The organism is Nissabacter sp. SGAir0207 (assembly GCF_005491205.1).
In the GTDB taxonomy this organism is placed as follows: Bacteria; Pseudomonadota; Gammaproteobacteria; order Enterobacterales; family Enterobacteriaceae; genus Chimaeribacter.
In genome coordinates this window covers 917,393-933,374 of the sequence record NZ_CP028035.1, presented here as the reverse complement: position 1 = coordinate 933,374, position 15,982 = coordinate 917,393, and the positions used below count along the sequence as shown (strand labels likewise).

Annotated in this window: 10 protein-coding genes; 9 read left to right on the top strand and 1 reads right to left on the bottom strand. The window is 65.3% G+C overall.

Annotated elements, in window-relative coordinates; translation table 11 throughout:
• The first annotated feature begins 113 nt into the window (after positions 1-113).
• Entirely contained in the window at positions 114-1,466 is a 1,353-nt protein-coding gene (gene yegD, locus C1N62_RS04115) for a molecular chaperone (RefSeq protein WP_137762433.1), read from the top strand.
• Between the two features lie 36 nt (positions 1,467-1,502).
• Here yegD and C1N62_RS04110 read toward each other — a convergent pair whose 3' ends face one another.
• The gene (locus tag C1N62_RS04110; protein ID WP_137762432.1) at positions 1,503-2,456 is read right to left on the bottom strand and encodes an aldo/keto reductase; all 954 of its coding nucleotides are present in this window, start codon (positions 2,454-2,456) and stop codon (positions 1,503-1,505) included.
• A gap of 253 nt (positions 2,457-2,709) precedes the next feature.
• Between C1N62_RS04110 and C1N62_RS04105 the strand changes: the two genes are divergently transcribed.
• The 8 genes from C1N62_RS04105 (at position 2,710) to yegQ (ending at position 15,728) form a co-directional block, all read left to right on the top strand.
• Complete coding sequence (locus C1N62_RS04105; protein ID WP_137762431.1) at positions 2,710-3,945, top strand: MdtA/MuxA family multidrug efflux RND transporter periplasmic adaptor subunit; 1,236 nt, start codon at positions 2,710-2,712, stop codon at positions 3,943-3,945.
• Positions 3,945-7,064 (top strand): MdtB/MuxB family multidrug efflux RND transporter permease subunit, encoded by a 3,120-nt coding sequence (locus C1N62_RS04100; protein WP_137762430.1) that lies wholly within the window; start codon positions 3,945-3,947, stop codon positions 7,062-7,064. Before C1N62_RS04105 ends, C1N62_RS04100 begins: the two co-directional genes overlap by 1 nt.
• Positions 7,061-10,144, top strand: a complete 3,084-nt coding sequence (gene mdtC, locus C1N62_RS04095) for a multidrug efflux RND transporter permease subunit MdtC (protein WP_137762429.1) — start codon at positions 7,061-7,063, stop codon at positions 10,142-10,144. The genes C1N62_RS04100 and mdtC overlap by 4 nt, the downstream gene beginning before the upstream one ends.
• A 49-nt stretch (positions 10,145-10,193) precedes the next feature.
• Positions 10,194-11,621 carry a multidrug transporter subunit MdtD gene (mdtD, locus tag C1N62_RS04090; RefSeq protein ID WP_137762428.1) on the top strand — a complete coding sequence of 476 codons (1,428 nt, stop codon included), beginning with the start codon at positions 10,194-10,196 and terminating at the stop codon, positions 11,619-11,621.
• Positions 11,618-12,988, top strand: a complete 1,371-nt coding sequence (baeS, locus tag C1N62_RS04085) for a two-component system sensor histidine kinase BaeS (RefSeq protein ID WP_137762427.1) — start codon at positions 11,618-11,620, stop codon at positions 12,986-12,988. Before mdtD ends, baeS begins: the two co-directional genes overlap by 4 nt.
• An 8-nt stretch (positions 12,989-12,996) precedes the next feature.
• Complete coding sequence (baeR, locus tag C1N62_RS04080; protein ID WP_137762426.1) at positions 12,997-13,707, top strand: two-component system response regulator BaeR; 711 nt, start codon at positions 12,997-12,999, stop codon at positions 13,705-13,707.
• A 181-nt stretch (positions 13,708-13,888) separates the two neighbouring features.
• Positions 13,889-14,227 (top strand): YegP family protein, encoded by a 339-nt coding sequence (locus C1N62_RS04075; RefSeq protein ID WP_137762425.1) that lies wholly within the window; start codon positions 13,889-13,891, stop codon positions 14,225-14,227.
• Positions 14,228-14,372: 145 nt separating this feature from the next.
• Positions 14,373-15,728, top strand: coding sequence for a tRNA 5-hydroxyuridine modification protein YegQ (yegQ, locus tag C1N62_RS04070; RefSeq protein ID WP_137762424.1), 1,356 nt, complete (start codon positions 14,373-14,375; stop codon positions 15,726-15,728).
• Positions 15,729-15,982 lie beyond the last annotated feature (254 nt).

The following is a 15,982-nucleotide window of genomic DNA, read 5'->3' as shown; positions in this document are numbered from 1 at the left end:
GGGCATCCGGGCGGGGCTATTTTCCCGGCGCGGTGGGCGGGCGGCGGGTTTGGCTTGCCCGTTGCGCCGCTCTCCGGTAAAGTCGCGCCCCTTTATTGGCATGGGGAGAAGAAATGTTTATCGGTTTTGACTATGGCACCGCCAACTGTTCGGTGGCCGTGATGCGCGGCGGCAACGCGGAGTTGCTGACGCTGGAGGGCACCTCGCCCTACCTGCCCTCCATGCTGGCCGCGCCGACGCGCGAGGCAGTAAGTGAATGCTTACATCGCCACTGGCAGGTGCCCACCGGCAGTGACGAGAACCAGCAGTTGCTGCGCCGCGCCGTCAGCTTCAACCGGGAAGAGGACATTTCGGTCAACGGCGACAGCGTGCTGTTTGGCCTGTCGGCGCTGGCGCACTATGCCGAAGACCCGGAAGAGGTCTACTTCGTCAAGTCGCCGAAATCCTTCCTCGGCGCCAACGGCCTGAAGCCGCAGCAGATCGCGCTGTTTGAGGATCTGGTGTGCGCCATGATGTTCCACATCAAGCGCCAGGCCGAGGGCGAGCTGCAACAGAGCATCACCCAGACGGTGATTGGCCGCCCGGTCAACTTCCAGGGCACCGGCGGCGACGAGGCCAACCAGCAGGCGCAGGGCATTTTGCAGCGTGCGGCTGAGCGCGCGGGCTTCCGCGACATCGCCTTCCAGTTCGAGCCGGTGGCGGCGGGGCTGGATTTCGAGGCGACCTTGCAGGAGGAGAAGACGGTGCTGGTGGTGGACATCGGCGGCGGTACGACCGACTGCTCGGTGCTGCTGATGGGGCCACAGTGGCACGGCCAGGCTGACCGCCAGCAGAGCCTGCTGGGGCACAGTGGTTGCCGCGTCGGCGGTAACGACCTCGACATCATGCTCGCCTTCCGCCAGCTGATGCCGCTGTGCGGCATGGGCAGCCAGACCACCAAGGGGCTGGCGATCCCGGCACTGCCGTTCTGGAACGCGGTCGCCACCAACGATGTGCCAGCGCAGAGCGACTTCTACAGCGTCGCCAACGGCCGCCTGCTGCGTGACCTGATCCGCGATGCCGCCGATCCGGCCAGCGTGCAGCGCCTGCTGAAGGTCTACCAGCAGCGCCTGAGCTACCGGCTGGTGCGCGCCGCCGAGGAGAGCAAAATCGCCCTCTCCCACGAGCCGGAGATCCGCACCGCGCTGGGGTTCGTCGAGACCGCACTGGAGGAGCGCATCACCCAGCAGCAACTGGGCGAGGCGATCAGCCAGCCGCTGGCGCGCATTCAGGAGCAGGTGACCGAGGCATTGCAGGGCAGCGCCGTGACGCCGGACGTGATCTACCTGACCGGCGGCAGCGCGCGCTCACCGCTGCTGCGTGCCGCGTTACAGGCGCAGTTGCCGGGCATCCCGCTGGTCGGCGGCAATGACTTTGGCTCCGTCACCGCCGGGCTGGCGCGCTGGGCCGAGGTGCTCTACCGCTAACGGAGAGCCGGGCGGCGGTTGCCGCCCGGTGGCGCGTCAGTAGGCGCTGGCCTCGTTCAGGCGGGTGATGTCCTGCTCCTCGAGCGTCAGCGTCGCGGCCTGCGCCAGATCGTCCAGCTGTGCCAGCGAGGTGGCGCTGACGATCGGCGCGGTGACGCTCGGGCGGGCAATCAGCCACGCCAGGGCGATCTGCGTCGGGCTGACGCGGTGCTTCTCCGCCAGTTCGTCCAGCGCCTGCAGGATCTGGTGGCCGCGCGGGTTGAGGTACTGCTTCACCACTCCCTCGCCGCGCGCGCTCTTGCCGGCATCCGCCGCGCTGCGGTACTTGCCGGAGAGGAAGCCGCTCGCCAGCGAGTAGTAACCAATCACCCCCAGCTGGTGCGCCTCCACCACCTGCTCCAGCCCCTGCTCATAGCCCGCACGGTCATAGAGGTTGTACTCAGGTTGCAGCGTCTCATAGCGCGCGATGCCCTGCGCCTCGCTCACCTTCAGCGCCTCCTCCAGCCGCGCCGCGCTGTAGTTGGATGCGCCGATGGCCCGCACCTTCCCCTCTTTAATCAGCGCGTCAAAGGTCGCCAGCGTCTCTGACAGCGGCGTGTCTTGGTCATCATCATGGGACTGGTAGAGATCGACATAATCGGTTTGCAGGCGCGTCAGGGAGGCGTCAATTGCCTCGCGGATGTAGCGTGGCGACAGCCCCACCTTGCCCTCGCCCATCGACTTGCCCACCTTGGTCGCCAGCACGATCTGGTCGCGCTTGCCGCTCTTTTTCAGCCAGTGGCCGATGATGGTCTCCGACTCGCCGCCGTGGTTGCCCGGCGCCCAGTGGGAGTAGACATCCGCGGTGTCGATAAAGTTGAGCCGGTGGTCGAGCAGCGCATCCAGAATGCTGAATGAGGTGGCCTGATCGATGGTCCAGCCGAAAACATTGCCGCCAAAGGTCAACGGCGGTACGTGAATGCCAGAGCGGCCCAGTTCGCGTTGTTTCATCCTGATCTCCTTGGTTTATTGTTACCCACAAAATTATTGCACAGCTAACGAAAGCTGCCCGCTCAATATATTCTGAGTTATCCCAGTGGGCGTCTTTGCGCGACCTGCCCCGGCGCGGCGCTGACTTCATATTTACTTCATTTTTTCTGACGGGAGGAGTCGTTACACTGGTACTCTGCTCGCGCTATCACCTTGGATTGTTCCACACATCTGGTTCCCCCGGACGCGGTATAACGGAGAATATGTTCGTCCTATGAATGCATCCCTGAAACGATCTTCGCCGGTGCGCCGCCTGCTGGTTTGGCTGGCGCTGCTGCTGGCGGCTTTTGCTGTCTGGCACTTTTTCATTGCGTCCCCGCCCACCGAGGGGGAGGCCACTCAGGGGAACGCACGGCGCGGCGGCCGCCACGCCACCACACCGGCACCGGTGCAGGCCGCGACGGCCAGCACCCGCAGCGTGCCACACTATTTGACCGGCCTTGGCACCGTCACCGCCGCCAATACCGTCACCCTCAAGAGCCGGGTGGAGGGCGAACTGGTGGCGCTGCACTTCCAGGAGGGGCAACAGGTGCAGGCCGGTGACCTGCTGGCGGAGATTGACCCGCGCCCGTTCCAGGTGGCGCTGACGCAGGCGCAGGGGCAACTGGCGAAGGATCAGGCAACGCTGGCCAACGCCCGGCAGAATCTGGCGCGCTACCAGCAGCTCGGCAACCGTAACCTGATCTCCCAACAGGAGCTGGACGCCCAGCAGTCGCTGGTGCGCGAGACCGAGGGGAGCCTGAAGGCCGATCAGGGGGCGGTCGCCAGCGCCCAGCTCCAGCTGACCTACAGCAAAATCACCGCGCCGATGGCTGGCCGCGTCGGGCTGCGGCAGGTGGACGTCGGCAACTACATCACCGCTGGCAGTGACACCGGCATCGTGGTGCTGACCCAGACCCACCCGATTGATGTGGTGTTCACCCTGCCGGAGGACAACATCGCCACCCTACTGCGGGCGCAGCGCGGCGGCCAGCCGGTGCCGGTCGAGGCATGGGATCGCACCAACCGCGTCAAGCTGGCGGAGGGCGCACTGCTCAGCCTCGACAACCAGATTGACGCCACCACCGGCACCATCAAAATCAAGGCGCGCTTCAGCAACCTGGATGACGCGCTGTTCCCTAACCAGTTCGTCAACGCGCGGGTGAAGGTGGACACGCAGCAGGACGCGGTGGTAGTACCGGCTGCGGCGGTGCAGATGGGTGACAACAACCACTTTGTCTGGGTGCTGGAGGCGGACAACCGCGTCAGCAAGCGGCTGGTGACCCCCGGCGTGGAGGCGGGGCAACAGGTGGTGATCGCCAGCGGCCTGACCGCCGGGACGCGGGTGGTGACCGATGGTCTGGATCGCCTGAAAGAGGGGGCACAGGTGGAGGTGGTGACCGGCGACACGCCAGCCAACGCGCCCGCCACCCATGCCCAGCCGCGCGCGGCACGGGCGGGGGCGCACTGATGCAGGCGATGACCCCGGATCACCGCGGCGGGCCGTCACGCCAGTTTATCCTGCGCCCGGTTGCCACCACGCTGCTGATGGTGGCAATTTTGCTGGCTGGCATCATCGGCTACCGCGCGCTGCCGGTGGCGGCGCTGCCACAGGTGGACTACCCCACCATGCAGGTGGTGACGCTCTACCCCGGCGCTGGCCCGGACGTGATGACCTCGGCGGTCACCGCACCGCTCGAGCACCAGTTCGGCCAGATGTCCGGCCTGAAAAGCATGTCCTCGCAGAGCGCTGGCGGCGCGTCGGTGGTGACGCTCCAGTTCCAACTGACGCTGCCGCTGGATGTCGCTGAGCAGGAGGTACAGGCGGCGATCAACGCGGCCACCAGCCTGCTGCCGGATGACCTGCCGACGCCGCCGGTCTACAGCAAGGTCAACCCGGCAGACCCGCCGATCATGACGCTGGCGCTCACCTCCGACGCCCTGCCGATGACCGCGGTGGAGGATCTGGCGGAGACGCGCGTCGCGCAGAAGATGTCGCAGGTGGGCGGCGTCGGGCTGGTGACGCTGGCCGGTGGCCAGCGCCCGGCGGTACGCATTGAGATGGATTCGGCGGCGGTGGCGGCGCGCGGGCTGGACAGCGAGGTGATTCGCACCGCCATCAGCAACGCCAACGTCAACTCCGCCAAGGGGAGCCTCGATGGCCCGATGCGCTCGGTGACGCTGGCGGCCAATGACCAGATGCGCTCGCCGGAGGATTACCGTCAGCTGATCGTCGCCTACCAGAACGGCGCGCCAGTGCGGCTCGGTGAGGTGGCGCGGGTGGAACAGGGAGCAGAGAACAACCGGCTGGCCGCATGGTCAGGGCGGCAACCGGCGATTGTGCTCAACGTGCAGCGCCAGCCGGGGGCCAACGTGCTGACCACCGCCGACGGCATTCGCGCCCTGCTGCCAGCGTTGCAGGAGAGCCTGCCGGCGTCGGTGACGCTGACGCTGGTCAATGACCGCACCACCGCCATCCGCGCCTCGGTCAGCGACGTGCAGACCGAGCTGCTGCTCTCCATCGCGCTGGTGGTGATGGTGATCTACCTGTTCCTGCGCAACCTGGCGGCCACTCTGATCCCGAGCATCGCGGTGCCGCTGTCGCTGATCGGCACCTTCGCGGTGCTCTACTTCCTTGGCTTCTCGGTCAACAACCTGACGCTGATGGCGCTGACCATCGCCACCGGCTTTGTGGTCGATGACGCCATCGTGGTGATTGAGAACATCTCGCGCTACATCGAGCAGGGCGACCCGCCGCTGACGGCGGCGTTGAAGGGCGCGGGCGAGATTGGCTTCACCATCATCTCGCTCACCTTCTCGCTGATTGCGGTGCTGATCCCGCTGCTGTTTATGGGTGACATCGTGGGGCGGCTGTTCCGCGAGTTCGCCGTCACGCTGGCGGTGGCGATTTTGATCTCGGCGGTGGTGTCGTTGACCCTGACGCCGATGATGTGCGCGCGGATGCTGAGCCACGCCGCGCTGCGCCAACAGAACCGCTTCTCGCGCGCCAGCGAGCGCCTGTTTGAGCGGGTGATCGCGGGCTATGGCCGCCTGCTGACCCGCGTGCTCGGCCACCCGTGGCTGACGCTCGGGGTGGCGGTGAGCACCCTGCTGCTGACCGCCCTGCTCTATTTACTGATCCCCAAGGGCTTTTTCCCGGTGCAGGACAATGGCCTGATTCAGGGCACGCTGGAGGCGCCGCAAGCCGTCTCCTTTAGCAACATGGCCGAGCGCCAGCAACAGGTGGCGGCGCGGCTGCTGCGTGACCCGGCGGTGGCCGGGCTGACCTCCTTTGTCGGCGTCGATGGCGCGAACGCCACCCTCAACACCGGGCGGATGCAGATCACCCTCAAGCCGCTGGCGGAGCGCAGTGACCGGGTGGCGGAGATCATCCCGCGCCTGCAACAGGCGGTGGCGGATATGCCGGGGGTGCGCCTCTACCTGCAACCGGTGCAGGATCTGACCATCGATACGCAACTGACCCGCACCCAGTACCAGTTCACCCTTCAGGCGATGTCAGCAGAGGCGTTGGGCGAGTGGCTGCCGCCGCTGCTGGAGCGGCTGCGCCAGTCACCGGCGTTGCAGGATGTGAGCAGCGACTGGCAGGATCGCGGGCTGGTGGCCTACGTCAACGTTGACCGCGACAGCGCCAGCCGCCTCGGCATCTCGATGGCGGACATCGACAACGCGCTCTACAACGCCTTCGGCCAGCGGCTGGTCTCTACCATCTACACCCAAGCCAACCAGTACCGGGTGGTGCTGGGGCAGGACACCCGCGACACGCCGGGGCTGGCGGCCCTTGACCGGGTGTGGCTTAACGGCAGTGACGGCAACCGCGTGCCGCTCACCAGCATCGCCCGCATTGAGCAGCGCTTCGGCCTGCTCTCGGTCAACCACCTTGATCAACTGCCAGCCGCCACCGTCTCCTTCAACGTCACGCCCGGCTATGCGCTGGGCGATGCGGTGCAGGCGGTGACCGCGGCCGAGCAGGCGCTGGCGCTGCCAGCGGATATCACCACCCGCTTCCAGGGGGCGACGCTGGCGTTTCAGGCGGCGCTCGGCAGTACGCTGTGGCTGATTCTGGCGGCAGTGGTCGCCATGTATATCGTGCTCGGCGTGCTCTATGAGAGCTTCATCCACCCCATCACCATCCTCTCGACGCTGCCGACCGCTGGCGTCGGCGCGCTGCTGGCGCTGATGTTGGCCGGTAGCGCGCTGGACGTGATCGCCATCATCGGCATCATCCTGCTGATTGGCATCGTCAAGAAGAACGCCATCATGATGATCGACTTTGCGCTGGCGGCGGAGCGCGAGCAGGGCATGACGCCCTATGAGGCCATCTATCAGGCCTGTTTGCTGCGCTTCCGGCCGATCCTGATGACCACGCTGGCGGCGCTGCTCGGCGCGCTGCCGCTGATGCTGGCCAGCGGCGTCGGGGCGGAGCTGCGCCGCCCGCTTGGCATCTGCATGGTGGGCGGGCTGCTGGTGAGTCAGGTGCTGACGCTGTTTACCACGCCGGTCATCTACCTGCTGTTTGACCGTCTGGCGCGCCGCCTGCGCCCACTGCCGCCGGAGCCGCTCGTCAAGTGAACCTCTTCGCCCTGTTTATCCAGCGCCCGGTCGCCACCACGCTGCTGAGCGCCGCCATCGTGCTGGCCGGGCTGCTCGGCTTTGTGCGCCTGCCGGTCGCGCCGCTGCCGGAGGTGGACTACCCGGTGATCCAGGTGAGCGCCTCGCTGCCGGGCGCGTCGCCGGAGACGATGGCCGCCTCGGTCGCCACCCCGCTGGAGCGGGCGCTGGGGCGCATCGCGGGTGTCAACGAGATGACCTCGCGCAGCAACCTCGGCAACACTACCATCGTGCTGCAATTTGATCTTGGCCGGGACATCAACGGCGCGGCGCGCGACGTGCAGGCGGCGCTGAACGCCGCCCAGAGCCTGCTGCCAAGCGGGATGCCCAACCGCCCCACCTACCGCAAGGCCAACCCCTCGGACGCGCCGATCATGATTCTGGCGCTCACCTCTGACACCTACAGCCCGGTGCAGCTCTATGACCTCGCCAGTACCCAGCTGGCGCAGAAAATCGCCCAGCTCGAGGGGGTCGGCGACGTCACCCTCGGCGGCAGTTCGCTGCCCGCGGTGCGGGTAACGCTCAACCCCACCGCGCTGTTTAACCAAGGGGTGTCGCTGGACGAGGTGCGTCAGGCGATTGCCGGGGCCAACGTGCGCCGCCCGCAGGGGGCGCTGGAGTCCAGCGAGCAGCGCTGGCAGTTGGAGGCCAATGATGGCCTGACGCAGGCGCGTGACTACCGGCCGCTGGTGGTGCACTACCACAATGGCGCGGCGGTGCGTTTGCAGGATGTGGCGCAGGTGCGCGACGGCGCGCAGAACGAGCGCACCGCCGGGCTGGCGAAGGCCAAGCCAGCGGTGCTGATTCTGGTGCGCCGCGCGCCGGACGCCAACATCATCGCCACCGTCGATCGCGTGCGCGCCACACTGCCAGCGCTGCGGCAGGCGCTGCCCGCCACCGTCGATCTGGCGGTGGCGCAGGATCGCTCGCCCACCATCCGTGCCTCGCTGCATGAGGTGGAGCGCTCACTGTCGCTGGCGGTGGCGCTGGTGATTCTGGTGGTGTTCCTGTTCCTGCGCTCCGGCCGCGCCACGCTGATCCCCGCGGTGGCGGTGCCGGTGTCGCTGGTCGGCACCTTCGCCGCCATGTATCTGTGCGGCTTTAGCCTCAACAATTTGTCACTGATGGCGTTGACCATCGCCACCGGCTTTGTGGTGGATGACGCCATTGTGGTGCTGGAGAACATCACCCGCCACATCGAGTCGGGCATGAAGCCGCTGGCCGCCGCCTTGCAGGGCACGCGGGAGGTGGGCTTTACCGTGCTGTCGATGAGCGTGTCGCTGGTGGCGGTATTCATCCCGCTGCTGCTGATGGAGGGGCTGCCGGGGCGGCTGTTCCATGAGTTTGCCGTCACGCTGTCGGTGGCGATTGGCCTGTCGCTGCTTATCTCGCTGACCCTGACGCCGATGATGTGCGCGCGCATCCTGCGGGCGCAGCCGGGCTGGCCAGCGGCCCCCGCCACGCCGGGTCGGCTGGAGCGCGCGCTGCTGGCGCTCCAGCAACTCTATGGCCGCTCGCTGAACCGGGTGCTTAACCATGCGCGGCTGGTGGGGCTGCTGCTGCTCGGCACCCTCGGCCTGACGGTGTGGCTCTACCTCTCCATCCCGAAAAGCTTCTTCCCGGAGCAGGACACCGGTCGGCTGCTCGGCTACATCCAGGCTGACCAGAGCATCTCGTTCCAGGGGATGCAACGCAAGCTCACGGCGTTCAGCGCGATTGTCAGCGCCGACCCGGCGGTGGAGAACGTCACCGGCTTTACCGGCACCCGCGTCAACGTCGGCTCGATGTACATCTCCCTCAAGCCGCTCAGTGAGCGCCATGAGAGCGCCCGGCAGGTGGTGGATCGCCTGCGCGTTAAGCTGGCGAAGGAGCCGGGCGCCAACCTGTTTTTGGTGCCGGTGCAGGATGTGCGCGTCGGCGCGCGCGAGTCGAATGCTGGTTACCAGTTCTCGCTGCTGGCCGATGACCTCAGCGCCCTGCGCCTCTGGGCGCCGAAGGTCAAGGAGGCCTTCACCCGGCTGCCGCAGCTGGTGGATGTCAGCTCGGATCAAGAGGACAGCGGCGCGGAACTGGGGCTGATCTATGACCGCGACACGCTGGCGCGGCTGGGCGTCAGCGTCTCTGACGCCAACGCGCTGCTGAACAACGCCTTCGGCCAGCGGCAGATCTCCACCATCTACCAGCCGCTGAACCAGTATAAGGTGGTGATGGAGGTGGATCCGGCCAACCGTCAGGACGCCAGCGCGCTGGAGAAAATGTTCGTCACCAACAGCGCCGGTCAGCCGGTGCCGCTGGCCTACTTCGCCCGTTGGCAACCGGCCAACACGCCACTGGCGGTCAACCACCAAGGGCTGGCGGCGGCCGCTACGATCTCCTTCAATTTGGCGGACGGCGCCAGCCTCTCTGACGCCACCGCCGCCATCGCCCGTGCCATGACGCAGATTGGCGTGCCGCCGACGGTGCGCGGCCAGTTCGCCGGTACCGCGCAGGTGTTTCAGGAGACGCAGCGCTCGCAGGTGCTGTTGATTCTGGCGGCCATCGCCACGATCTATATTGTATTGGGCGTGCTGTATGAGAGTTACGTGCACCCGCTGACCATCCTCTCCACCCTGCCCTCGGCCGGGCTGGGGGCGCTGCTGGCGCTGGAGGCGTTCGACGCCCCCTTCAGTCTGGTGGCGCTGGTGGGGGTGCTGCTGCTGATGGGCATCGTGAAGAAGAACGCCATCATGATGGTCGATTTTGCGCTCGACGCCCAGCGGCGCGGCCAGTTGACGGCGCGCGAGGCGATCTTCCAAGCCTGCCTATTGCGCTTTCGCCCCATCATGATGACCACGCTGGCGGCGCTGTTTGGCGCGCTGCCGCTGGTGCTGACGCAGGGCGATGGCGCGGAGCTGCGCCAGCCGCTGGGGATCACCATCGTCGGCGGCCTGCTGGTGAGCCAGCTGTTGACGCTCTACACCACGCCGGTGGTCTACCTGTTCTTTGACCGCCTGCGCCAGCGCGCCGACCATCGCCGCGCGCCGCTGCCGCTCGAACCCTAACCCGGCGGGCCACGCGCCCGCCCTTTACCGGAGGAGATCTCTCACCCCTATGCCCACCCTTCCCGCTGCCGTGCGCTGGCAACTCTGGATCGTTGCCTTTGGTTTTTTCATGCAATCGCTGGACACCACGATTGTGATCACCGCCCTGCCCTCAATGGCGGCCAGTCTGGGTGAAAGCCCGCTGCACATGCATACGGTGATCGTCGCCTATGTGATGACGGTGGCGGTGATGCTGCCAGCCAGCGGCTGGCTGGCGGATCGCATCGGCGTCAAATGGGTGTTCTTCGCCGCCATCGTGCTGTTCACCCTTGGCTCGCTGTTCTGCGCGCTCTCCGACACCCTCAACCAGCTGGTGCTGGCGCGGGTGTTGCAGGGCATCGGCGGGGCGATGATGGTGCCGGTTGGCCGGTTGACGGTGCTGAAAATTGTGCCGCGCGAGCAGTATATGGCGGCGATGACCTTCGTCACCCTGCCGGGACAGGTTGGCCCGCTGCTGGGGCCAGCGCTGGGCGGCTTTCTGGTGGAGTACGCCAGCTGGCACTGGATCTTCCTGATTAACCTGCCGGTCGGCATCGCTGGCGCGGTGGCGACGCTGAAACTGATGCCGAACCACACGCTGAAGACCCGCCGCTTTGACGTGCGCGGTTTCCTGCTGCTGGCGGTGGCGATGGCGACCCTGACGCTGGCACTCGACGGCCAGCGCGCGCTGGGGCTGACCGCCGCTGACCTCGGCTGGCTGGTGTTCGCCGGATCGGCAGCGCTGGTCGCCTACTGGCAGTATGCGCACCTCAACCCGGCGGCGCTGTTCCCGATGCGGCTGTTCCGCACCCCTACCTACCGCATCGGCCTGACCGGCAGCCTGCTCGGGCGCATCGGCAGTGGGATGCTGCCATTCCTGACGCCGGTGTTCCTGCAAGTGGGGCTGGGCTTCTCACCGTTCCACGCCGGGCTGATGATGATCCCGATGGTGCTGGGCAGCATGGGGATGAAACGGATCGTGGTGCGGGTGGTCAACTACTTCGGCTACCGCCGGGCGCTGGTGGCCTCCACGCTGCTGCTGGCGCTGGTCAGCCTCGGCGTGCCGCTGGTGGCCTACCTCGGCTGGCGGTGGGCAATCCCGGTGGTGCTGTTCTTCCAGGGGATGGTCAACTCGCTGCGCTTCTCCAGCATGAATACCCTGACGCTGAAAGACCTGCCGAACCGGCTGGCGAGCAGCGGCAACAGCCTGCTGTCGATGGTGATGCAGCTGTCGATGAGCCTCGGGGTCAGCGCGGCGGGCATCCTGCTCGGCCTGTTTATGCAGGAGGGCACGGCGACCACCGCCAGCGCCGCCCAGCCCGCCTTTATCGGCACCTACCTCAGCCTGGCGGTGATCATCGCCCTGCCGGCGCTGATCTTTAACCGCGTCCCGGACGCCGCCGCGCCGCAGCCGGCTGGCCACGGTGAGAAGCGCGCACGCACCACGAGGCACTCATGAGAATTGGCATCACCGGCAAGCTGTTCCTCGCCATTTTCGCCACCTGTATGCTGGTGTTGATCACCATGCACTGGGGCGTCAGGATGAGCTTTGAGCACGGCTTTATCGACTATATCCGCCACGGCAACGAGCAGCGCATCGAGATGATCGGCGACGCGCTGGAGGATCAGTATCAGGAGCACGGCAGCTGGGCCTTCCTGCGCAAGGACAACAAGATCATCTACCAGCTGCTGCACACCTTCGAAACCAATGATGACAACCCGCGCCTGCCGCCGCATGGCTGGCGTACCCAGTTCTGGGTGCTGGATGAGCACAACCGCCCGCTGGTGGGGCCGCGCGTGCCGGTGCCGCCGGAGGGGACGCACCGGCCAATTGTGGTCAATGGCACGCGGGTCGGCACGCTGGTCTCTTCGCCGGTGGAGCGCCTGACGCGCAACACTGATATCAGCTTCGACCGCCAGCAGCGCCGCACCAGCTGGATGATCGTTGCCCTCTCCGCCCTGCTGGCCGCCGCTGCCACCTGGCTGCTCTCCCGCGGGATGCTGGCACCGGTCAAGCGGCTGGTGAGCGCCACCCATCGGCTGGCGGCCGGGGATTTCGCCACCCGCGTCGAGGTGGACAGCCAGGATGAACTGGGCAAGCTGGCGCAGGACTTCAACCAGCTGGCGACCACGCTGGAGAAGAATGAGCAGATGCGCCGCGCCTTTATGGCCGACATCTCCCACGAGCTGCGCACCCCGTTGGCGGTGCTGCGCGGCGAAATGGAGGCGATGCAGGATGGCGTGCGCCGCCTCAGCCCGGAGGCGCTGCTCTCCTTGCAGGCGGAGGTGGCGACCCTCACCAAGCTGGTGGATGACCTGCACCAGCTCTCCCTCTCGGATGCTGGCGCGCTGGCCTACCGCAAGGAGCGCATCGACGCCATCCACCTGGTGCAGTTGGCGGAGGCGGTGTTCCGTGAACGCTTCCACGGCAAACAGCTGACCATCAGCAGCGAACTGCCACCGCAGGCGCTGATTTTCGGCGATCCGGATCGCCTGACGCAACTGTTCAACAATTTGCTGGAGAACAGCCTGCGCTACACCGATGCCGGTGGCAAGCTGTTGATTCATGGCAAGAAACAGGATAAACAGCTGTTGCTATACTTTGAGGACAGCGCGCCGGGCCTGAGCGATGAGCAACTAGGGCGCATCTTTGAGCGCTTCTACCGCACCGAAGGCTCGCGCAACCGCGCCAGCGGCGGCTCCGGGCTGGGGCTGGCCATCTGCCAGAATATTGTCGAGGCGCACGGCGGCGCCATCGGCGCTGAACACTCGCCACTGGGGGGCATCCGCCTCTTGGTGCGCCTGCCACTACTCACCCCCGCGTAAGGATTCCCATGGAGACACACAGCGAGATGCCGCTGCAAATCATGATTGTTGAAGATGAGCCGAAACTCGGCCAACTGCTGGTGGACTATCTGGAGGCGGCGGGCTACCACACCCGCTGGCTGACCGACGGCAACGCGGTGGTGGCGGCGGTACAGGCGGAGATGCCCGCGATGATCCTGCTCGACCTGATGCTGCCGGGCACCGATGGCCTGACCATCTGCCGCGAGATCCGCCGCTTCTCCGAGGTGCCGATTATGATGGTGACCGCCAAGATTGAGGAGATTGACCGCCTGCTGGGGCTGGAGATTGGCGCGGATGACTACATCTGCAAGCCCTACAGTCCGCGCGAGGTGGTGGCCCGGGTGAAGACCATCCTGCGCCGCTGCCTGCAACGCCACGAGGCCCCACCAGAGGCCTATGCGCTGCGCATTGACGAGGCGCGCTTTCAGGCCAGCTACCTTGGCGTGACGTTGGATCTGACGCCAGCGGAGTTCCGCCTGCTGAAGACGCTGGCGATGCAGCCCGGCCACGTCTTCTCACGCGAGCAGCTGCTCAACCACCTCTATGATGACTACCGGGTGGTCACTGACCGCACCATCGACAGCCACATCAAGAACCTTCGGCGCAAGCTGGAGGCGATCGATGGCGAAAAACCCTTTATCCGCGCCGTCTACGGCGTCGGTTACCGCTGGGAGGCGGACGCCTGCCACCTGGAGTAGCTTATGCACAGGGTGGCTATTTATATGCAGCAACCGGCTATCCACGCCGGTTGCAGGCAAAATTCGAACAGGATCACAACTCTTCACATTGCGCGCCGCTGATGCTTTTTTCGCCTTTCCTCCCCCTTTTTGTCTTGAGTACACTCTCTCGGAACATTCCTAACCAGAGGAGATTTCGACCATGGCAATCGGGCATTTTGAGATTAAAAAAGCCAGAAACGGACGCTATCACTTTGAGTTGAAGGCCAGCAACGGGGAGATCATCCTGACCAGTGAGCTGTATGCCACCAAAGCCTCGGCGGAGAATGGCATCAGTTCGGTGCAGCACAACGCCCCGGAAGAGACCCAGTACGAAATAAAACAGAGCAGCACCAACCAACCCTACTTTGTGCTGAAAGCCCGCAACTATCAGGTGATCGGCATCAGCGAGCTTTACAGCTCGGTTAGCGCGGCGCGCCACGGTATTTTGGCCGTCACGCGACATGGCACCAGCACCGACATTCGCGATTTAACCCACTGACCCCCTCCTGCACGCGGCCTGCCCGCGTGCAGCATTGCACCCGGCGGCGCATCGGCCTACAATCCCTGACCTTAATTATCGTGCGGGTATTACACCCGCGGCGGCACCACGCCCGCCCTGACCTGTCATCAGAATGAGCCAAACCATGTCCAACACCTTTACCCCGGAGCTGCTCTCCCCCGCCGGCACCCTGAAAAACATGCGCTACGCCTTCGCCTATGGCGCGGATGCCGTCTACGCTGGCCAGCCGCGCTACAGCCTGCGCGTGCGCAACAATGAGTTCACCCACGAGAACCTGGCGCTCGGTATCCGCGAGGCCCACGCGCTGGGCAAAAAATTCTACGTGGTGGTGAACATCGCCCCGCACAACGCCAAGCTGAAAACCTTCCTGCGCGATCTGCAACCGGTGGTGGAGATGCAGCCGGATGCGTTGATCATGTCCGATCCCGGGCTGATCATGCTGGTACGCGAGGCGTTCCCGCAGATGCCGATCCACCTGTCGGTGCAGGCCAACGCGGTGAACTGGGCGACGGTGAAGTTCTGGCAGCAGATGGGGCTGTCGCGGGTGATCCTGTCGCGTGAGCTGGCGCTGGAGGAGATCGCCGAGATCCGCCAGCAGGTGCCGGGCATGGAGCTGGAGGTGTTCGTCCACGGCGCGCTCTGCATGGCCTACTCCGGCCGTTGCCTGCTCTCCGGCTACATCAACAAGCGCGACCCGAACCAAGGCACCTGCACCAACGCCTGCCGCTGGGAGTACCGGGTGCAGGAGGGGCAGGAGGATCAGGTGGGCAACATCGTCCACCAGCACACGCCAATCCCGGTCACGCAGGTGGAGCCGACGCTGGGCATCGGCGCGACCACTGATCGGGTGTTCATGCTGGCGGAGGCGCAGCGGCCGGACGAGCCGATGCCCGCCTTTGAGGATGAGCACGGCACCTACATCATGAACTCCAAGGATCTGCGCGCCATCCAGCATGTCGAGCAGCTGACGCGCATCGGCGTGCACTCGCTGAAGATTGAGGGGCGCACCAAATCCTTCTACTACTGCGCGCGCACCGCCCAGGTCTACCGCCGGGCGATCGATGACGCCGCCGCTGGCAAGCCCTTCGACCCGACGCTGCTGACCACACTGGAGGGGCTGGCGCACCGCGGCTACACCGAGGGCTTCCTGCGCCGCCATGTGCACGAGGAGAAGCAGAACTATGACTACGGCCACTCAATGTCTGAGCGCCAGCTGTTTGTCGGCGAGCTGACCGGCGAACGGCGCGACGGCTGGGCGGAGGTGCGGGTGAAAAACCGTTTCCTGCGCGGTGACAGCGTGGAGTTGATGACGCCTGCTGGCAACGTGCACTTCACGCTGTCGGCGATGCGCAACGCGCGCGGCGAGGAGGTGGAGGTGGCGCCGGGCGATGGCCACACCGTCTATCTGCCGCTGCCGGAGACGCTGGATACCCGTTTCGCCCTGCTGCTGCGTAATTTGCCCGAAAGTCAGGAAGCGTAAAAAAATAGCCCTGGAAATTGTGAGATTTTTTCATCATTTTTAGAATCGGATCACATCAATATTATTTTTTGGTGCGTACTATCTGGGGCGAAAATTAACAATCAAAAATAGCGTTGATGTTCTTCAGGAACCACCTCCTTAGCCGACCCAATCTCCCTTGGGTCGGCTTTTTCTTTCTTATCAATCAGATAAATAAAAATCATTTATTACGCAAATAATTGGATGAGAAATTTCAGTTTTTGTAAATAATGGCA